Raw genomic sequence first — 18,473 nt, forward strand, 5'->3', positions numbered from 1 at the left:
CGCTAACGATTCCGAGCAAATTACGAAGTAAAGAATTCGTATTCTTTTTGCTTTTCTCTCGCTGCTACATATCTAATTTATTAGTCCGTTTGATCGTTGTCAAATCGACTTTATCGCTTTGATTTCGACCATTTGGCCTCCCCCCGCTTCCATTTCCATGTTTCAGGGCGTGCAAATGACGTCCGGAATACCTGGATATTTGAAAGGGGTTTGGTCGCTTTCCCTGGAAACTTTCGCTTCCTTTGTCCGCTGCAGGAGCGGCGGCGACAAGAGAAAACATTACACGTGCTGACCGGTGGCTGCAAATCGGCAGGTCCCTGCACACCTTCCGCCCTCGATCACCCCCGGTTCCCCGGAATTCCGGGCTTCCTTGCTGGCCGGCCCGGCAGCCGGCCCCTCTCCGGACGCGAAAAAGGCCGGTCGGCCCCGACGTGATTCACGTCTCGGGGCCGACCGGCCTCTGGTCCTTCTGGAATGGCGGCGCGTCCAGGACGCGCCGCTGCCCTGGTCTCTAGGAGCCGACTTCGACCATTGCCAGGTTCTTCTTGCCACGGCGCACCAGGACATAGCGGCCATGCAACAGGGTCGATGGGTCGATGACCGCGTCGACATCTGAGAACTTGACGTTGTTGACGTAGGCACCGCCCTCGCCCACGGTCCGACGAGCGGCCGACTTGGATTCGGAGAGTCCGGTCGCCACCAGCAGCTCGACGATTCCCAAGGAATCCGGTGCCACCTTCGCACTGGGCAGTTCCGCAGTGGCTGCCACCAGGAGCTCCTCGTCCAACTCGGCGAGCGCCCCTTGGCCGAACATTGCCGCCGAGGCTGCGATGACCTTTTCGGTGGCGTCCACCCCGTGGACCAACGACGTGACGTCGTAGGCCAACTGGCGTTGCCCCGCCCGGGCGAAGGGACGGTCCGCCACCTCTTGTCCGATGGCTTCGATTTCTTCGCGCGTGCGGAAGGTGAAGATCTTGAAGCGATCAACCACATCGACGTCCGCGGTGTTGAGCCAAAACTGGTAAAAGGCATATGGGCTGCACATCTCGGCATCGAGCCAGATGGCGTTGCCTTCACTTTTGCCGAACTTGCTTCCGTCGGAGTTGGTGATCAGCGGGGTTCCGAAGGCATGGACCGTGGTGCCTTCGACCTTGCGGATCAGTTCCGTGCCGCTGGTCAGGTTGCCCCACTGGTCGGAACCGCCGGTCTGCAGACGGCAGCCGTAGTCGCGGTAGAGCTCCAGGTAGTCCATGCCCTGCAGGATCTGGTAGCTGAATTCCGTGTAGCTGATTCCCTCGTCACTGTTCAGGCGTGACGCAACGGTGTCCTTCTTGACCATCGTCCCCACCCGGAAGTGTTTACCCACCTCACGCAGGAAGTCGATGGCGCTGAGGGGGCCCGTCCAGTCCAGGTTGTTCACGATCTGCATCGCGTTCGTTCCCTCGGTGGACAGGAACCAGCTGACCTGGCGTTGCAGACGGCCAACCCATTCGTTGACGGTCTCCTTGGTGTTCAGAACCCGTTCGGCGCTCTGCCGGGGATCACCGATCAGGCCGGTGGAACCGCCCACCAGGCCCAGCGGGTGGTGACCCGCCAGCTGGAGACGGCGCATGTTCAACAGCTGGACCAGGTTCCCCAGGTGCAATGAGGGCGCCGTGGGATCGAATCCGCAGTAATACGTGATCGGCTCCCCCGCGAGCATTTGCTCCAGACCGGATTCCTCCGTGGAAACGTGGACCAGGCCACGCCACTTCAGCTCCTGCCAGATGTTGGGGAAGGACGGATCATTCTGCTGTCCCGCAATGGCGGGATTCAATTCACTTACTGACACGAGGTCAAATCTAGCAGCTACACCGCGGGGATCAGGCGTCCGGCTCCATTCCCGCCGGAATGTTGCCACTGGCGATGACCAGCAGACGTTGGGTGGCCCGGGTCATCGCGACATACAAGTCACCGACGGTTCCTTCGGCCTCCTCGACGATTTCCTGCGGCTCCAGCACCACCACGACGTCGAATTCCAGGCCCTTGGCCAGCTTGGCCGTGGTCACCACGATGTCCTGGTCCAGGGCGCCCGACCCGCCCCCGACGCGACGCCCGTATTCGCCTGCGACCGCGGTGCGTACCTGATCGAGTCGTTGTGCGGGGGCAATGACTGCAACCAGTCCCCCGTCGGCGATCCCGATCTCCCGCGGCAAAGCCCTCAGCGTCGCTCCCAGGACCTCCCCGGGCTCGACCCGGTTGATCACCGGGGGCCAGTCCCCTTCGCGCACCGCCTTGGGCGTCGAGACCTGCAGGCCCGCTTCCTGGGCCATCCGGGCGGCAGCTTCGGCGATCTGGACCGGCGTGCGGTAGTTCACCGTCAGCTCCTCCAACTCGAAACGACGACCGACGAATGGTTTCATGGCCGCGGCCCAGCTGCCCACGCTCGCGGCCGAACTGGCCTGGGCGATATCGCCGACGACGGTGAAGGACTTCAAGGGGCAACGACGCACCAGCAAGCGCCACTGCATGGGAGAGAGCTCCTGGGCCTCGTCGATCACGACATGTCCGTAGGCCCAGTTGCGGTCGGTGGCCGCGCGTTCGGCAGCCGTCAGCCGGGGTCCGGTCTCCTCGTTCAGGTCGGCCAGCTGTTCGGCGCTGACGGACCCGTCGATGCCGATCTCCTCCAGTGAGGCGCTGACGTTCTTCAACGCCTGTTCGGCATTGGCCAGATCGCGTTTGCGGTTGGCTTCCGCCAGGGCTTGTTCACGCCCGACCGTCGCGTCGAAGGCACCGAGGAGTTCGGCGGCCTCGTCGAGCAGGGGGACATCCGCCTCGGTCCATGGCTCGTCCCGGCCACGTTGCAGGGTACGGCGTTCGGCGTAGCTCAGCTCGGGAGCCACCGCTTCGAGGACCTCTGGCTTGGCATACAGATCCGAGATCAACTGTTCGGGACCCATCGGCAGCCAGCACAGGTTCAAGGTGATGCGCACATCCCGGGAGGCCCGGACGTCTTCGATCAGATAGGAACGGTCGGCCGCATTGCCCGCACCGGAGGATTCCTCGAGCTTCTCCTTCAACTGGTCGGCCAGCTCGCGCAGCATGACCTTCACGAAGGTCGCGCGGGCCTCGTTATACGGTTTGCCCGTCGCCCGTGCCTTGTCGCCGGCCCGTTTGACCTGTCGTGGGGTGACCGTCAACGGGGTGCCTTCCACCATGACCCTGCGTGGCCCCGCGGGAACCCTCTGGCGATGCTCCACGGCCCGGGCCACCACCTCGGCCATTCCCAGCCCACCCTTGATCCGGGCGGCTTCGCGTCCGGGCTCGGGAATGGCATTGATCCCCGGCAGGAGCTGGCCCACGGAGGACGTCACGACTCCGGTCTCGCCCAGGGAGGGCAGGACGCGTTCGATATAGCGCATGAAGGCCGTGGAGGGGCCGACCAGCAGGACGCCGGCGGTCTTCAGTCGTTCCCGGTGTTCATAGAGCAGATAGGCCGCCCGGTGGAGCGCCACCGCGGTCTTTCCGGTCCCGGGACCGCCCTGGACGACCAGTACGCCGGCCAGCGGGGCACGGATGATCCGGTCCTGCTCCGCCTGGATGGTGCTGACGATATCCGTCATGTGTCCGGTGCGTCGGCTGGTCAGGGCAGCAAGCAGCGCCCCCTCCCCCTGGTGCGAGACCCCTTCGTTGAGGAGTTCCGGATCCAGCACGTCGTCTTCGAGGGCGACCACGTTGCGGCCCTTCAGGATCAGATGGCGCCGGCGGCGGACCCCCTGGCGTTCGAAGGCGGTGGCCTGGTAGAAGGCCCCGGCCTCCGGGGCACGCCAATCAACCATCAACCGGGTCTGGTCCTCATCGGTCATGCCGATGCGCCCGATGTAGTGGCTGGTGGCTTCTCCATCGTCCCCGGCGGTTTCGAGGTCCAGTCGACCGAAGACCAACCGGTCCTCCACGGCATTCAGCTGGGCCAGCCGGTCCTCGTAGAGGTTCGCGAAGGAGTCGCGTTCGGAGATGTTCTGCAGGGAACCGACCGCTCCATCGCGGCGGACCCGGGCCAGTTGCGCGGTCTTCTCCTCACGCAGGGCATCGAGGCGACGGTACAGGCGCTCGACATATGCCCGCTCGCGCTCCAGTTCAGGTGCGGGCGAGGGTGACTGCGGCATGTACTTTCCTCCTGGTGCGAAATGGCGGACGGATCAGTCTACCGGTTTGGTGCCCGGCGGGCTCACAACCTCCGTCACACCAGTTGCAGGGCCTTCACCGGGTAATCCTGCAGTCGTTCCCGGCCACGGAGCTCCGCGAGCTCGAGGACGACCCCGATGCCGACGATCTCCGCCTGGGCCCGGCTCAACAGGGCGGCGGCGGAGGTGATGGTCCCTCCGGTGGCCAGGACATCATCCTACAGCAGGACCCGGGTTCCGGGCTTGATGTCGTCACGGTGCAACTCGAGCGTGGCCGTGCCGTATTCAAGGGTGTACTGCTCCGCGTGGACCGGCCGGGGCAGCTTGCCCTTCTTGCGGATGGTCACCATCCCGGTGCCGCTGGCGTAGGCCGCAGCCGCGGCCAGGACGAAGCCCCGTGCCTCGACTCCGGCGACGACGTCGAACGTCCCGGCGAAGGGGGCGATGATCTCATCGATCATCCGGCGCAATCCGTCGGCGTCGGCGAATGCGGGGGTCAGGTCCTTGAAGGAGACCCCCGGTTGCGGATAGTCGGGAACGATCGCACAGAGGCGATCCAGGAGCTCGGGCATGGTTTCGGTCATGGATTGCACGCATCCACTCTAGTCCCCATGTCCCGGGGTTCCTGCCGGTTTCCTCCCGTGACGGGGCTTGGCGGCACGATAGGCCGAGACGGTCGGCTCCTCCTCGAGCCAGAACCGCCAGTGGTAGGCATTGCTGCCCCCGGGTCCTGCCACCCCGACCCGGGGGCCGGAGCGCACCCCCGGGGGTGCGGTGGCGGGGAGCCGGGACAGGGTCGCGGCCAGCGCGGTCTCCTTCGCCGCCCGCTGCGGAGCGTCCGTCACGTCCACCCCGGTGATCAGTTCCAGTCCGTTGCAGCTCAGGTCCAGGCCCACGGCCTGGGCGAGTTTGGCGGGCCCGTTGGCCAGATCCCGTTCACGCCGTGGATTGCGTCGTCGCGCCCTGGCCGTGTCGGCACCCCCGATGATCTCCCCTCCCCGCAGCAGGACCGCTGAGGCCCTTCCTTCGGTTCCGCACACGACGTTCGCGCAATGGTGCATCCCATAGGTGAAGTAGCAGTACAGGGTTCCGGGGGGCCCGAAGAGCGAGTCGTTGCGTGCCGTGCGTCCCCGGTAGGCGTGGGACCCGGGGTCCTCCGCACCCTCGTAGGCTTCGACCTCGGTGATCCGCACCCCCACCTGATGGCCCTCGCGTTCGACCGTCAGGACGCATCCCAGCAGCAACGGCGCGACCTCGATCGCCGTCCGGGTGAGTTGGGGATCCGTCCCGCTCATTGCGCGACGGCCGGTCCCGAGGGCCAGGGCAGCAGCTCGGGCAGGTCCGCGCCGTCGGCCGCGGCGGTCGCCCTGACGGGGCCGGAGGGGTCGCGTCCGGCAAGCCAGCCGGCCAGATCGAATTCCATGCCGGTGACCACGTACCCGGTGGGGCCCGCGCCGAGGGTCACCGGCTGGCCCCCGGTGGGTTGCAGGACCAGCCGGTAGTCGGAGGGGACCCGCGGGGCCAGGAAGTCGAAGAGGTGGGCCGAGAATTCCGCGGGCCAGTCGGCCAGCGAAACGGTGGTGCCCAGGTCGGTGGCGTGGATGAGCACTTCCCGCCAGGCGGCCTCCACGCAATCGCCCACGGTTCCTTCACCCCGGAAGCTCGTGGTCCTGCCCCAGCCGTCGGCCGGGATGTCCGTGATCGATTCGTCCAGCAGGTCCAGTCCCTGCAGTGTGCGGGCAACCAGGGCGGATGGCTGTTGCAGGGCCCCGAGTTCGATCCGTTCGTTGCGGCCTTCCTGGCCGCCGTCGTAGAACTCGATGCGTTCACCCCGGGCGGCATGGGCCAGCTGCCGCGCCAGGGCGCGGGCGACCCCGTCGAGGTGGGCCAGCACATGGGCTTTGCTCCACCCTGGCAGGCTCGATGGTGCGGCGAATTCCCCGGGTGGTAGCGCCTCGATCGCGGCCCGGGCGCGGGCGGCGGCATCCTGGACGGCATCGGCCAGTGACGCGGTGGAAAGCTGTGTCATGGCAGCAGCCTACCGCCGTCGTCCGCGCTGGACGACGGCGGTGGGCCCTGCCGGTGCTGCGCTTCAGGCCGCGAAGTCGCGCAGGTCCCCCAGCTGCTCCTTCAGTGCGGCCAGCTGGGCGGCGACGGCGGCGGGGGCCGTGCCTCCCTGCGAGGAACGTGAGGCCAGCGACCCGGCGGTGCTGAGGACCTCGCGGACCGCGGGGGTCAGTTCCGGTGAGATCGCGGCGAATTCCTCGTCGGTCAGATCCCACAGTTCCACCCCCCGTGCTTCCGCCACCCGGACGGCCGAGCCGGAGAGCTCGTGGGCATCCCGGAAGGGAACCCCCTGGCGGACCAGCCATTCGGCGATATCGGTGGCCAGCGCGAAGCCCTGGGGGGCCAGGTCGGCCATCCGTTCGGTGTTGAAATCGAGCGTGGCGATCATTCCCGATACCGCGGGAAGCAGCAGTTCCAGGGTGTCGGTGGCATCGAACACCGGTTCCTTGTCCTCCTGGAGATCCCGGTTGTAGGCCAGCGGAAGCCCCTTGAGCGTGGCCAGCAACCCGGTCAGGTCGCCGATGAGTCGTCCCGCTTTGCCGCGGGCCAGTTCGGCGACGTCGGGGTTCTTCTTCTGCGGCATGATCGAGGAGCCCGTGGAGTAGGAATCATGCAAGGTGACGAAGGAGAATTCCTTGGTCGCCCAGAGGATGACCTCCTCGGAGATCCGGGACAGGTCCACCCCGATCATCGCGGCGACCCACGAATACTCGGCGAAGACATCCCGGCCTGCCGTTCCGTCGATGGAGTTCCAGCTGGCCGAATCGAAGCCCAGTTCCGCGGCGACGGCGTTCGGATCCAGTCCCAGTGATGAGCCGGCCAGTGCCCCGGAACCGTACGGGGACACCGCGGCCCGGCGGTCCCAGTCGGCCAGACGCTGGAGATCACGTAGCAGTGCCCAGGCGTGGGCCAGCAGGTGGTGGCCCAGCAGCACGGGTTGGGCGTGCTGCAGATGGGTGCGCCCGGGCATCGCGGCCCCGGGGTGGGCCTCGGCCTGCTCGATCAGCGCCTCGATGGTCGCCAGCACGCCCCGGGCGATGACCCGGGCATGGTCGCGCAGGAACATCCGCCCCAGCGTGGCGATCTGGTCGTTGCGTGAGCGTCCGGCGCGCAGCTTGCCGCCCAGCGTCGGTCCGGCCCGTTCGATCAGCCCGCGTTCGAGCGAACCATGGACGTCCTCATCCGATTCCGCGGCGACGTAGCTGCCGTCGGTGACATCTGATTCCAGCTGGTCCAGGGCCTCGATCATGCCCTGCAGTTCGTTCTCGTCCAGCAGCCCCGCGGTGTGCAGGACCCGGGCATGGGCCCGGGATCCGGCGATGTCGTAGCGGGCCAGCCGCCAGTCGAAATCCGTGGATTTGCTCAGTGCGGCCAGGGCGTCCGCGGGGCCGCCGGAGAACCGGCCGCCCCACAGGGCTCCTTCGTTGGTGCCATGTGCCTGGGTCATGCCTACTTGCCCTCGGCCACGCGCTCGTCGCGCTCCGTGGCAACCTTGGCCGAGAGTCCGAAGATGTCGATGAAGCCGCGGGCGCTGGACTGGTCGAAGGTGTCCCCGGTGTCGTAGGTGGCCAGATCGAAGCGGTACAGCCCGGTCTCCGAGCGGCGTCCCTCCACGACGGCACGGCCACCATGCATGACCATGCGGATGTCTCCGTTGACGTGGCGCTGGGTGTCGGCCACGAAGGTGTCCAGCGAACGCTTCAGCGGGGAGAACCACTGGCCGTCGTAGACCAATTCGCTCCAGCGTTGGGAGACCGTCGCCTTGAAGCGTGCCTGCTCGCGTTCGAGCGTGATGTTCTCCAGGTGCTTATGAGCTTCCATCAGCGCCATCGGGCCCGGGGCCTCGTAGATCTCTCGGGATTTGATGCCCACCAGGCGGTCCTCGACGATGTCGATGCGGCCGATCCCCTGGGCGCCGGCGCGGCGGTTCATCTGCTCGATGGCCTCCAGCGGGGTCACGGCCACCCCGTCGATGGCCACCGGGATGCCCTGGCGGAAGGAGATGGTCACCTCGTCGGGTGCCGGGGGGAACTCGGGGGAATCGGTGTAGCTGTACACGTCCTTGGTCGGGGCGTTCCAGATGTCCTCGAGGAAGCCGGTTTCTACCGCGCGGCCCCAGACGTTCTGGTCGATCGAGAACGGGTTGTTCTTGGTCGTTTCGATGGGCAGGTCGTTCTTCTCCGCGTATTCGATCGCCTTGTCGCGGGTCAGCGCCAGGTCACGGACCGGGGCGATGCACTTCAGTTCGGGGCCGATGGTCTGGATGCCGACCTCGAAGCGGACCTGGTCGTTGCCCTTGCCGGTGCAGCCATGGGCCACGGTGGTGGCCCCGAACTGCTTGGCGGCGGTGACCAGGTGCTTGACGATCACCGGGCGGGAGATCGCGGAAATCAGCGGGTAGTGGTCCTGGTAGAGGGCCCCGGTCTGCAGCGTGGGCATGCAGTATTCGTTGGCGAACTCGTCGCGGGCGTCGGCCACGTAGGCCTCGACCGCGCCGCAGCCCAGGGCGCGTTCACGCACCGTTTCCAGGGATTCGCCGCCTTGGCCCACGTCGACCGCGACGGCGATGACCTCGGCACCGGTGGCTTCAGCGATCCAACCGATGGCCACGGACGTATCCAGGCCGCCGGAGTAGGCCAGGACAATGCGTTCCTTCACGGGGTTTCTCCTCTGGGAATGGGGTTCGACACGTGGTCCGCGCCGATCAAGATCTGTTCTTATTCACAAGTCTACATAATTATGCACGCGATGCAATGCAGCCCCCACCGGCTGGCGGTAGGCTGGTGGGCATGACAGAGCCCGCCAACCAGCCAGTGCCAGAACTCAGCGACGAAGAACTTGCCTTCCTTCATTCCACCTTCGACCTTGCCCGTCAAGGGGAAGCGGCGAAGCTGTTGGCCCTCATCGGGGAGGGCCTGCCCGTTGACTTGACGAACCCCAAGGGCGACACCCTGCTGATCCTTGCCGCCTACAACGGGCATAACGACCTGGTGCGCGGCCTGGTCGAACTCGGCGCCACCGTGGACCGGCTCAACGACAAGGGCCAATCGGCGTTGACCTGCGCGGTGTTCCGACAGAATGCCGACCTCACCCGCTTCCTGCTGGAGTCCGGCGCTGACCCGAAACTGGGCCCCCAGAACGCCTGGGCCGTGACCGAGATGTTCGAACTGCCCGCCATGCGCGAAGTGCTCGAGAAGCATTCGCCCTCGGGCGGGTCAGACCAGCGCTGAGGCAGCACTTCTCCTACGATGGATGACGGCGCGGCGAACCGCGCCTACCCGCATCCATTCGCACCGGAGGAAATACCTGTTGTTGAAATCCCGTAGGAACCCTGCCCTCATCGTCCCTGCCGCAGCCATCCTGCTGCTGGGGCTGTCCAGTTGCGGGAGTTCGGTCCCCGACGCGTCGGAGATCTTCCCGAAGACCACCGAGGCCGTGAAGAACGCCGAGAGCGTCGCCATCAACGGTGACGTCGTCCAGGACGGCAAGGACCTGTCCATCGACATCTCCGGCACCCGTGACGGATCCAACTCCTTGGCCAAGGCCACCCAGGACCAGGGCAAAGTGACCATCCTGACCGTCGACGAGACCGCCTACCTCAAGGCCAATAAGGACTTCTGGAACGAGAACGCCGGCGAGGGTGCCGGAGAAATGCTCTCCAGCCTGGCCGGGGACAAGTGGATTTCCGTCGCCGACCCCGAGGAGTTCAATGAGTTCTCGGTCGGGTCCATGCTCGATTCACTGCTCGAGGAAGGCCCGGAGGACAGCGACCTGGAGGAGTACACGGATAAGTCGGTCGAGGAAGTCGACGGCCAGGAGGCGTATAAGTACGCCAACGGGGACAAGGCCTTCTGGGTTGCCTCGGAAGGGGAGCCCTACCTGCTGAAGGTCGAGGGCTTCTCGGATGAGAAGGATTCCGACGACGGCGGAGCCGTGACGTTCAGCGATTGGAACGACGTCGACGAGCATGAGGCCCCGTCCAAGGACGAGACCATGAGCATCCCGGGGCTCTAGGACGTCGGAGCCTCCCCGCCCACCCCGGGCCGGTCAGCACATGACCGGCCCGGGGTGGGCGTTACTGCGTGTTGGCCAGCTCCAGGAAACGGGCGGCGATCTCCTCGCCGCCCTGGGGGTCGCGCGTTATCAACATGACGGTGTCGTCCCCCGCGATCGTGCCCAGCACATCGGGCATGATCGAATGGTCGATCGACAAGGCCAGGAAGTTCGCCGCCCCCGGAGGGGTGCGCAGGATGACGATGTTCGCCGAGGCCTCGGCGGTGACGATCAACTCGGCGGAGAGCTTCGCCAGCCGCGCATCGAGGACTTCCTGGGTGACACCGGTCTGCGGCGACCGGTCCCCTCCTTCGGAGCGCAAGGCGTAGACGAGCCCGCCTTCCACCCCGCGGACCCTGATCGCCCCCAGTTCCACCAGGTCACGGGACAAGGTGGCCTGGGTGACCTGGACGCCGTCGGCCGCCAGCAGCGCCGCCAGTTCGGCCTGGGACCTGACCGACCCCGCCCCGAGGATGGCCTTGATCCGCGCTTGACGGGCAATTTTCGTGGTGGGCTGGACCCCCGGCTGCAGGCTCATCGTCGCGCCCCCTCCTCGAGGCTCGGGGCTGCTGCCAGCCCCGAGGAGGCCATCAGCCAGGCCATCAGGGCCTTCTGCGCATGCAACCGGTTTTCCGCCTCGTCCCACACCACCGATTGGTCGCCGTCGATGACCTCGGCCGCGATCTCGTATTCGCGGTAGGCCGGCAGGCAGTGCAGCACGATCGCCTCGGGTGCCGCCAACGCCATCGCGGCCTCGTCGACCCGGTAGCGGCCGAAGAGCTTCACGCGTTCGGCCTTCTCGTCTTCCTGCCCCATGGAGACCCAGGTGTCGGTGGCCACGACGTCGACACCGGAGAGCGCCTCGGACGGGTCGCTGGTGATCGTCACCGTCCCCCCGGTTTCGGCTCCACGGTCCCGGGCCGCGGCGACCACCGCCTCGTCGGGCAGATGGCCTGCGGGCCCGGCGATGCGTACGTGCATCCCCGCGGTCACCCCGGCCAGCAGATAGGAGTTGGCCATGTTGTTCGCCGCATCACCGAGGTAGGCCATGGAGAGTCCCGCTAGCTTTCCCTTATGCTCGCGGACGGTCAGCAGATCGGCCAGCAGCTGGCAGGGGTGGTATTCGTCGGAGAGCGAGTTGATCACCGGCACCCGGCTATGGGTTGCCATCTCCTCCAGCCCCGCTTGGGCGTAGGTGCGCCAGACGATCGTGGAGACCATGCGCCCGAGCACCCGCGCCGAGTCGGCGATCGATTCCTTATGGCCCAATTGGGATTCACCGGGGTTGATGATCAGCGGCTGGCCACCGAGTTCGGCAACCCCTGCGGCAAAGGAGACCCTGGTCCGGGTGGAGGTCTTGTCGAAGAAGACGGCAACGGTTTGCGGTCCGGCATAGGGGTGGTATCCGTACCGGTCGGCCTTCATGGCCGCGGCCAGGTCCAGGACCTCGGTCTGTTCGGCCTGGGTGAGGTCGGTATCGACCAGGAAATGACGAATGGTTGCGGTGCTCACTTAGTTCTCCTGTGCGATGGCGGTGGCGTAGAGCCCGGGCAGGGCGTCGACGAAGCCCCTGAGCTGTTCCATGGTGATGATCAACGGCGGGGCCAGCCGCAGCGTGGCCGGGCCGGTGGAGTTGATGATGAACCCCGCCTCGAGTCCTGCCCGCACGACGGCGGGAGCCACCTCGGTGGCCAGATCGAAGCCCACCAGCAGACCGTGGGCTCGCACCGCGGTGACGCAGTCCAGCTCCTGCAGGGCCTCGGCCAGGGCGGCCGAGGTGTCGCGGACGTGGGCCAGCACGTCCTGGCCTTCCAGGACGTGCAAGGTCGCCAGCGCGGACGCCGTGGCTGCGGGGTTCCCGCCGAAGGTGGTGCCGTGTTGGCCCGGACCCAACAAGGAGGAAACGGGCTCGCCGAAGGTGATCAGCGCCCCGATCGGGAATCCGCCGCCCAGCCCCTTGGCCAGGGTGATCGCGTCGGGGATGATCTCCTCCGAGGCGAACCAGGCCCCGGTCCGCCCGATGCCGGTCTGGACCTCGTCGATGATGAGCAGGGCCCCGGCCTCCTCGGTGATCCTCCTGGCCGCCTGCAGGTAGCCCTCGGGGTATCCGCGGACTCCGGCCTCGCCCTGGACGGGTTCGATGAAGACCGCGGCCACGGTCTCATCCACGGCGGCCCGCAGAGCCGCCGCGTCTCCGGCCGGCACCCATTCCACCCCGCCGGGCAACGGTTCGAAGGGCTCGCGGTAAGCCTGCTTCCAGGTCAGTGCCAGCGCGCCCATGGAGCGGCCGTGGAAGGCGTTCTCCAGGGCGATGATCCGCGTCCTGGCGGTTCCGCTGCCCGCCCCGTCGTTACGCCGGGCCAGTTTGAAGGCCGCCTCGTTGGCCTCGGTCCCCGAGTTGGCGAAGAAGACCTTCGACCCGTGGGGGGCCCGGGCGAGGGAGAGTAGTTTTTCCGCCAGGGCGATCTGGGTGGGACTGGTGAAGAAGTTCGACACGTGTCCCAGGGTGGCCAGCTGGCTGGAGACCACCGAGGTGAGGAACGGGTGGGCATGGCCCAGGGCGTTGACGGCGATGCCCCCGAGCAGATCGAGGTATTCACGCCCGTCGGCATCCCAGACCACGCAACCGGATCCGCGCACCAGGACCCGCTGGGGTGTCCCGAACACCCCCATCAGCGAGGCGTTGTAGCGGTCGGTCAGTTCGGTGGAGGCCAGCCCCTGCAGGGCCTCCAGTTCACCGGTCTGCCCCAGCGGGGAGGCCGTGTGGCGCCCGGAGGTCCGCTTCGGGCTGGATTTCTGGGGGTTCTGGCTCACGGTTCCTCCTCGGGAACGACCTGGGTGCCGACGCCTGCCGAGGTGAAGACCTCCAACAGCATCGAATGGGGTTGGCGTCCATCAACGATATGGGCGCGTTCGACGCCGTCATCGACCGCCTTCAGGCAGGCCTCCATCTTGGGGATCATGCCCGATTCCAGACGCGGCATCATCCGGCGCAATTCCGCCACGGTCAGCGAGGAGACCAATGAGGACCGGTCGGGCCAGTCCGAGTAGAGGCCCTCCACGTCGGTGAGGATGACCAGCTTGGAGGCTCCCAGGGCCGAGGCCACTGCGGCGGCGGCGGTATCGGCGTTGACGTTGAGGACCTGCCCGGTGGGTTCGCCGTCGTCGTCGACCTCGGGGGCGATGGTGGAGATCACCGGGATGCGGCCGGCGCCGAGCAGGTCGACCAGGGCGCGCGGTTCGACCCCGGTCACCTCCCCGACCAGCCCCAGGTCCACCGATTCCCCGTCGATGACGGTCCCGGTCCGGACGGCCTGCAGCAGGCCGCCGTCCTCCCCGGAGAGTCCGACGGCGTAGGGGCCGTGGGAGTTGACCAGCCCGACCAGTTCGCGGCCGACCTGCCCGGTCAGCACCATGCGCACCACGTCCATGGCCTCGGGGGTGGTCACCCGCAGTCCGCCGCGGAATTCGGAGTCGATGCCCAGTCGTTCGAGCATCGAGCTGATCTGCGGCCCGCCCCCGTGGACGACGACGGGGTGGATGCCGGCATGGTGCAGGAAGACGATGTCTTCGGCGAAGGCCCGGCGCAGCTCGTCGTTGACCATGGCGTTCCCGCCGTATTTGATGACCATCGTGCTGCCGGCGAAGTGCTGGATCCAGGGCAGTGCCTCGATCAACGCCTCGGCCTTGCGGTGGGCTGTGTCCCAGGCGTCGCCGGTCAGTGTGCCCTCGGGGCCGTTCGGGGTGTCGGTGTTCATGCGCGGCGATCCTAGCTGGAGTAGGCGGAGTTCTCGTGGACGTAGTCGTGGGTGAGGTCGTTGGTCCAGATCGTCGCCTCGGCCTCGCCGGCATGCAGATCGATCTCCACCAGCACCTTCCGGCCGGTCAGGTCCACGAGCGAACGGTCTTCGCCGATGCCTCCGGCGCGGCAGACCTGGACGCCGTTGATGGCGACGTCGAGCTCGTCGGGGTCGAAGGCGGCGGCGGTGGTTCCCACGGCGGAGAGCACCCGGCCCCAGTTGGGGTCCTGGCCGAAGATCGCGGTCTTGAACAGGTTGGAGCGCGCCACGGAACGGGAGACCTCTTCGGCGTCGTCCTCGCTGGCGGCGTTGAAGGACCGGATGCTGATTTCGTGGGCGGCGCCCTCGGCGTCGGCGATGAGCTGATGGGCCAGGTCGGTGCACACCCCGGTGAGCCCGTCGGTGAATTCGGCGAGATCGGGCCGGATTCCCGAGGCCCCGGAGGCCAGCAGCAGGACCGTGTCGTTGGTGGACATGCAGCCATCGGAATCCGCCCGGTCGAAACTGACCCGGGTGGCGGCGCGCAGGGCGGCATCGAGTTCGGGGGCCTCGAGCGCGGCATCGGTGGTGATGACCACCAGCATCGTGGCCAGCCCCGGGGCCAGCATGCCGGCCCCCTTGGCCATGCCGCCGATGGCGTATCCGGCGCAGGAGAAACCCGCCTGTTTGGGGACCGAGTCGGTGGTCATGATCGCGGTGGCGGCATCGGCCCCGCCGTCGGGCCCGGATCCTGCCTCCAGGGCCGCGCAGGCGGTGCCGATGCCTGCGGTGATCTTGTCCATCGGTAGTTGTTCGCCGATCAGCCCCGTGGAGCAGACCAGCAGGTCCCCGGCGTCGACGCCGAGCGCGGCGGCGGTGGCCTCGGCGGTGGCCCGGGTGTTGGCGTGGCCTTCGGCGCCGGTGCAGGCATTGGCTCCCCCGGAGTTCAGGATCACCGCCTCGGCCCGGCCGTCGGCGATCACCTTCCGGGACCAGTGGATGGGGGCCGCCGCCACCCGGTTGGTGGTGAAGACCGCTGCGGCGTTCTTGGCCGGCCCGTCATTGACCACCAGGGCCAGGTCGGGGGTGCCCGAGGCCTTCAGGCCGGCGGTGATGCCGACGGCACGGAATCCCGCGGCGGCGGTGACCCCCTGCGGGGTGTGGTGCTCAGGGGCGTGGTTCACGGGGCTATCCCTTCCATTTCGAGTCCCCGGGTTTCGGGCAGACCCAGGGAGAGGTTCATCGATTGCACGGCCCCACCGGCGGTCCCCTTGGTGAGGTTGTCGATGGCGCAGACCACGATGACGCGGCCCGCATGGTCGTCGAAGGCCAGCTGCAGCTGGGCGTGGTTGGAGGCCTGCACGGCCTTGGTCGTGGGCCACTGGCCTTCGGGCAGCAGGTGCACGAAGGGTTCATCCGCGTAGGCGGTGGCCCAGGCGGCCCGCAGGGCGGCGGCTTCGACGCCGGGTTTGACCCGTGCGGTGGCCGTGGCCAGGATGCCGCGGGCCATCGGAGCCAGGGTCGGGGTGAAGGAGACGGTGACCGGTTCGCCGGCCGCGGCGCTGAACCCCTGTTCCATTTCCGGGGTGTGCCGGTGCATCCCGCCCACCCCGTAGGGGCTCATGCCGCCGATGACCTCGGAGCCCAGCAGGTGGGGCTTCATCGATTTGCCGGCCCCCGAGGTGCCCGAGGCCGAGATGATGACGACGTCGTCCGTCTCCAGCAGACCCGCGGTGAAACCGGGGACCAGGGCCAGTTGGGCCGAGGTCGGGTAGCACCCGGGGACGGCGATGCGGGTGGCCCCGCGCAGCTTCTCGCGGTGCCCGGGCATTTCGGGCAATCCGTAGGGCCAGTGTCCTGCGTGCTCCCCGCCGTAGTACTTCTCCCAGGCCTGGGGCGAGGAGAGCCGGTGGTCCGCCCCGGCGTCGATGACCACGGTGTCTTCGGGCAGCTCGGCGGCCAGGGCGGCGCTGGCCCCGTGCGGCAGGGCCAGGAAGACGACGTCGTGCCCGGCGAGGTTCTCCGCGGTCGTGTCCACCAGGATGCGGTCGGCGAGCGCATGCAGGTGCGGTTGCAGGCTGCCCAGTCGCTGCCCGGCATTGCTATGGGCGGTGATGGCCCCGATCGTGACGTCGGGGTGCTGCGCCAGCAGGCGCAGGACCTCTCCGCCGGCATATCCACTGGCCCCGGAAACGGCTACCGAAATACTCATGGCCCCAGCCTACAACGCTCTTATGCACCATGGCTAATAATTATTCATACATCGGGGTCATCTTCGCCCTCCGCCAAGCACCCGGCGCCCGGACCACCTAGGCTGGGCAGACCATCACGAACGAAGGAGTCTTCCCATGCCCCACGCACTACGGATCCCCCAGGCAGGCGGCCCCGAGGTCTTCGAACTGGTGGACGTCGAACGCCCCGCCCCCGGACCCGGCCAGCTGTTGGTCCGTCTGGCCGCCGTGGGAGTGAACTTCATTGAAACCTACCAGCGTTCGGGGGTCTACCCGGTCCAGTACCCGTTCGTCCCCGGCACCGAGGGCTCCGGCACCGTGGAGGCCGTCGGCGAGGGGGTCACCGACCATGCCGTCGGGGACCGGGTCGCCACCTCCGAGGGGACCGGAAGCTACGCCGAGTACATGCTGGTGGACGCCGAGAAGGCCTTCCCGGTCCCCGAGGGGGTCTCCGACGAGGTGGCCGGGGCACTCCCGCTGCAGGGCTTCACCGCCCACTACCTGATCAACAACAGCTTCAAGGTCGGCCCCGGGGACACCGTGCTGACCTATGCCGGCGCCGGCGGGGTCGGCCAACTGCTGATCCAGCTGCTCAAGCTGCGCGGAGCCACGGTCATCACCACCACGTCGACGGAGGAAAAGGCCGAATTGGCCCGGGCCGCCGGAGCCGACCACGTGCTCTCCTACGCCGAGGTCCCCGACCGCGTGCGGGAGCTCACCGACGGCCGCGGCGTCGACGTGGTCTACGACGGCATCGGCAAGGACACCTTCGAGGGTTCGCTGGCCTCCCTGCGCATCCGCGGCACCCTGGTGCTCTTCGGCGGCGCCTCCGGACAGGTCCCTCCCTTTGACCTGCAGCGGCTGAACTCCCACGGTTCGTTGACCGTCACCCGGCCCAAGCTCTCCGATTTCCTCCTGGACGGCCCCGAGCGCCGGTGGCGGGCCCAGGAGATGTTCTCCCTGGTGGCCGAGGGGACGCTGAAGGTGGCCATCGGCGCCCGGTTCCCGCTGGAGCAGGCCGGGCAGGCCCATACGGCCTTGGCCTCACGGGCCACGACCGGCAAGGTGATCCTGCTGCCGGATTCCAGCAACGCCAACGCCTGATCCACATGCGCAGGAGGAACATGACACGGCACGACGACGAGGCACCGGGCCCCCAGCGGTGGCGCCCGGTGGTGGCGGCCCTGGCCAATGCCGAGCAGCGCCTGCTGCTGGCCGAGGTCATCATCGCCGAGGCCGCCCGGGAGGGAACCGTGGTTTCGGATGCCCGGCGGAGCAAGGGCCTGGACCGGCTGGCCGGCTCCGGGGTGCTGGCCGGAACGGACGGCGATTGGAGGGTCGACGCCGCCGGACTGCGCAGCCTGCTCTCGACGCCGACGCCGACGCGTTCCGGGGCCACCGGGGACGAGGTCCTGGACCGTTTCGTGGACGACGGGCGCATCCACACCTATCCGGCCAAACCCGGACCACGCCGCCGGCTGCTGGGCTGGGCCGCACTCCGGGCACTGGCCCCCGAGGAGGTCCTCACCGAGGGTGAGCTGAACCGCCGGTTGGAGGCGTTGACCTCCGATGTGGTCACGCTGCGCCGCTACCTGGTGGACGCGGGTCTGCTCACCCGTTCCCTCGATGGATCGGCCTACCGGCGGGCCGCCGGGGAGCAGACCGGGCAGGAGCCGTCCGGGCAGGATTCTCTCAGCAGGGGCTGACACCCCCGGAGGCCGTCCCCCCCGGACGACGGCGGGGCCGGAACCCCTGCTGGGAGGTTCCGGCCCCGTCGTCATGCTGCGGGCTGGTTCAGCGCTGGACGGCACCGAACTTCTCGGCGGCCGCGGCCACGGCCGCCGCCCTCGAGGCCGAGGCCTCGTCGGCGGTCAACGTCCGGTCCTCGGCGCGGAAGCGCAAACCGAAGGCCAACGATTTCTTGCCTTCCTCGATCCCCGGGCCCTGGTATGCGTCGAACAGGGCGACGTCCTCCAGGAGTTCCCCCGCTCCCAGGCGCAGGGTTTCCAACACGTCCCCGGCGACCACGTCGCGATCCACGACCAGGGCCACGTCCTGCGTGGACAAGGGGTAGGTCGAGATGGCCCGGGCGACGACCAGGTCCGCGGCCGCCGCGAACAGCGTGTCGGCATCGAGTTCCATCGCCACCGTGCGGGCCGGTCGCTCGGAGGAGGCGAGCA

At 67.8% G+C, this 18,473-nt stretch carries 16 protein-coding genes and 2 pseudogenes; 4 read left to right on the forward strand and 14 right to left on the reverse strand.

Translation table 11 applies throughout. The annotated features are described in order from the left end of the window. Nucleotides 1-511 precede the first annotated feature (511 nt). The 7 genes and pseudogenes from tyrS to ACT3S2_RS14935 all read right to left on the reverse strand — a co-directional run bounded on the left by tyrS (nucleotide 512) and on the right by ACT3S2_RS14935 (nucleotide 8,888). On the reverse strand, nucleotides 512-1,831 hold the full coding sequence (gene tyrS, locus ACT3S2_RS14905) for a tyrosine--tRNA ligase (RefSeq protein WP_444554564.1): 1,320 nt from the start codon (nucleotides 1,829-1,831) through the stop codon (nucleotides 512-514). Between the two features lie 31 nt (nucleotides 1,832-1,862). After that, nucleotides 1,863-4,145, reverse strand: a complete 2,283-nt coding sequence (locus ACT3S2_RS14910; protein WP_444554565.1) for an ATP-binding domain-containing protein — start codon at nucleotides 4,143-4,145, stop codon at nucleotides 1,863-1,865. 74 nt (nucleotides 4,146-4,219) lie between these two features. Further along, a pseudogene (locus ACT3S2_RS14915) lies at nucleotides 4,220-4,747 on the reverse strand (adenine phosphoribosyltransferase). A gap of 18 nt (nucleotides 4,748-4,765) precedes the next feature. Next, nucleotides 4,766-5,458, reverse strand: coding sequence for a DNA-3-methyladenine glycosylase (locus tag ACT3S2_RS14920; protein ID WP_444561859.1), 693 nt, complete (start codon nucleotides 5,456-5,458; stop codon nucleotides 4,766-4,768). Then, nucleotides 5,455-6,192, reverse strand: a complete 738-nt coding sequence (locus tag ACT3S2_RS14925; RefSeq protein ID WP_444561860.1) for a maleylpyruvate isomerase family mycothiol-dependent enzyme — start codon at nucleotides 6,190-6,192, stop codon at nucleotides 5,455-5,457. The genes ACT3S2_RS14920 and ACT3S2_RS14925 overlap by 4 nt, the downstream gene beginning before the upstream one ends. Nucleotides 6,193-6,255: 63 nt before the next feature. Further along, nucleotides 6,256-7,677, reverse strand: coding sequence for an argininosuccinate lyase (gene argH, locus ACT3S2_RS14930; RefSeq protein ID WP_444554568.1), 1,422 nt, complete (start codon nucleotides 7,675-7,677; stop codon nucleotides 6,256-6,258). A gap of 2 nt (nucleotides 7,678-7,679) precedes the next feature. Then, nucleotides 7,680-8,888, reverse strand: coding sequence for an argininosuccinate synthase (locus ACT3S2_RS14935; RefSeq protein ID WP_444554569.1), 1,209 nt, complete (start codon nucleotides 8,886-8,888; stop codon nucleotides 7,680-7,682). Nucleotides 8,889-9,019: 131 nt separating this feature from the next. Between ACT3S2_RS14935 and ACT3S2_RS14940 the strand changes: the two genes are divergently transcribed. Further along, nucleotides 9,020-9,460: an ankyrin repeat domain-containing protein gene (locus ACT3S2_RS14940; protein WP_444554570.1), complete on the forward strand. Its 441-nt coding sequence runs from the start codon at nucleotides 9,020-9,022 to the stop codon at nucleotides 9,458-9,460. 79 nt (nucleotides 9,461-9,539) lie between these two features. Beyond that, a complete protein-coding gene (locus ACT3S2_RS14945) occupies nucleotides 9,540-10,244 on the forward strand; it encodes a hypothetical protein (RefSeq protein WP_444554571.1) in 705 nt (234 codons plus the stop codon). A 61-nt stretch (nucleotides 10,245-10,305) separates the two neighbouring features. Here the strand turns inward: ACT3S2_RS14945 and ACT3S2_RS14950 are convergent, their stop codons facing one another. The 6 genes from ACT3S2_RS14950 to argC are packed head-to-tail and all read right to left on the reverse strand — an operon-like array spanning nucleotide 10,306 to nucleotide 16,274. Continuing rightward, nucleotides 10,306-10,821 carry an arginine repressor gene (locus ACT3S2_RS14950; protein WP_444554572.1) on the reverse strand — a complete coding sequence of 172 codons (516 nt, stop codon included), beginning with the start codon at nucleotides 10,819-10,821 and terminating at the stop codon, nucleotides 10,306-10,308. Beyond that, a complete protein-coding gene (gene argF / locus ACT3S2_RS14955) occupies nucleotides 10,818-11,795 on the reverse strand; it encodes an ornithine carbamoyltransferase (RefSeq protein WP_444554573.1) in 978 nt (325 codons plus the stop codon). Before argF ends, ACT3S2_RS14950 begins: the two co-directional genes overlap by 4 nt. Next, entirely contained in the window at nucleotides 11,796-13,034 is a 1,239-nt protein-coding gene (locus ACT3S2_RS14960; protein ID WP_444561863.1) for an acetylornithine transaminase, read from the reverse strand. A gap of 59 nt (nucleotides 13,035-13,093) precedes the next feature. Beyond that, entirely contained in the window at nucleotides 13,094-14,041 is a 948-nt protein-coding gene (argB, locus tag ACT3S2_RS14965; protein WP_444554574.1) for an acetylglutamate kinase, read from the reverse strand. A gap of 11 nt (nucleotides 14,042-14,052) precedes the next feature. Beyond that, a complete protein-coding gene (gene argJ, locus ACT3S2_RS14970; protein WP_444561861.1) occupies nucleotides 14,053-15,246 on the reverse strand; it encodes a bifunctional glutamate N-acetyltransferase/amino-acid acetyltransferase ArgJ in 1,194 nt (397 codons plus the stop codon). Beyond that, nucleotides 15,243-16,274 (reverse strand): N-acetyl-gamma-glutamyl-phosphate reductase, encoded by a 1,032-nt coding sequence (gene argC / locus ACT3S2_RS14975; protein ID WP_444561862.1) that lies wholly within the window; start codon nucleotides 16,272-16,274, stop codon nucleotides 15,243-15,245. Before argC ends, argJ begins: the two co-directional genes overlap by 4 nt. Before the next feature lie 136 nt (nucleotides 16,275-16,410). Here argC and ACT3S2_RS14980 point away from each other — a divergent pair, with 136 nt between their 5' ends. Together ACT3S2_RS14980 and ACT3S2_RS14985 are read left to right on the forward strand one after the other, a co-directional pair. After that, complete coding sequence (locus ACT3S2_RS14980; RefSeq protein WP_444554577.1) at nucleotides 16,411-17,397, forward strand: quinone oxidoreductase family protein; 987 nt, start codon at nucleotides 16,411-16,413, stop codon at nucleotides 17,395-17,397. Nucleotides 17,398-17,417: 20 nt separating this feature from the next. Next, complete coding sequence (locus ACT3S2_RS14985) at nucleotides 17,418-17,999, forward strand: DUF2087 domain-containing protein (protein WP_444554578.1); 582 nt, start codon at nucleotides 17,418-17,420, stop codon at nucleotides 17,997-17,999. An 88-nt stretch (nucleotides 18,000-18,087) separates the two neighbouring features. Here the strand turns inward: ACT3S2_RS14985 and ACT3S2_RS14990 are convergent. Next, nucleotides 18,088-18,473 (reverse strand): annotated as a pseudogene (locus tag ACT3S2_RS14990) (phenylalanine--tRNA ligase subunit beta); the annotation flags it as partial.

It is taken from the genome of Arthrobacter sp. AOP36-A1-22 (genome assembly GCF_052377615.1).
GTDB lineage: Bacteria > Actinomycetota > Actinomycetes > Actinomycetales > Micrococcaceae > Arthrobacter_H.

Excerpts from the sequence above, each read along its gene's own strand:
- ACT3S2_RS14940 (WP_444554570.1), top strand. The coding sequence starts at position 9,020 with ATGACAGAGCCCGCCAACCAGCCAGTGCCAGAACTCAGCGACGAAGAA.
- argH (WP_444554568.1), bottom strand. The coding sequence starts at position 7,677 with ATGACCCAGGCACATGGCACCAACGAAGGAGCCCTGTGGGGCGGCCGG.
- ACT3S2_RS14925 (WP_444561860.1), bottom strand. The coding sequence starts at position 6,192 with ATGACACAGCTTTCCACCGCGTCACTGGCCGATGCCGTCCAGGATGCC.
- ACT3S2_RS14920 (WP_444561859.1), bottom strand. The coding sequence starts at position 5,458 with ATGAGCGGGACGGATCCCCAACTCACCCGGACGGCGATCGAGGTCGCG.
- argC (WP_444561862.1), bottom strand. The coding sequence starts at position 16,274 with ATGAGTATTTCGGTAGCCGTTTCCGGGGCCAGTGGATATGCCGGCGGA.
- ACT3S2_RS14985 (WP_444554578.1), top strand. The coding sequence starts at position 17,418 with ATGACACGGCACGACGACGAGGCACCGGGCCCCCAGCGGTGGCGCCCG.
- ACT3S2_RS14910 (WP_444554565.1), bottom strand. The coding sequence starts at position 4,145 with ATGCCGCAGTCACCCTCGCCCGCACCTGAACTGGAGCGCGAGCGGGCA.
- ACT3S2_RS14950 (WP_444554572.1), bottom strand. The coding sequence starts at position 10,821 with ATGAGCCTGCAGCCGGGGGTCCAGCCCACCACGAAAATTGCCCGTCAA.
- ACT3S2_RS14980 (WP_444554577.1), top strand. The coding sequence starts at position 16,411 with ATGCCCCACGCACTACGGATCCCCCAGGCAGGCGGCCCCGAGGTCTTC.
- argB (WP_444554574.1), bottom strand. The coding sequence starts at position 14,041 with ATGAACACCGACACCCCGAACGGCCCCGAGGGCACACTGACCGGCGAC.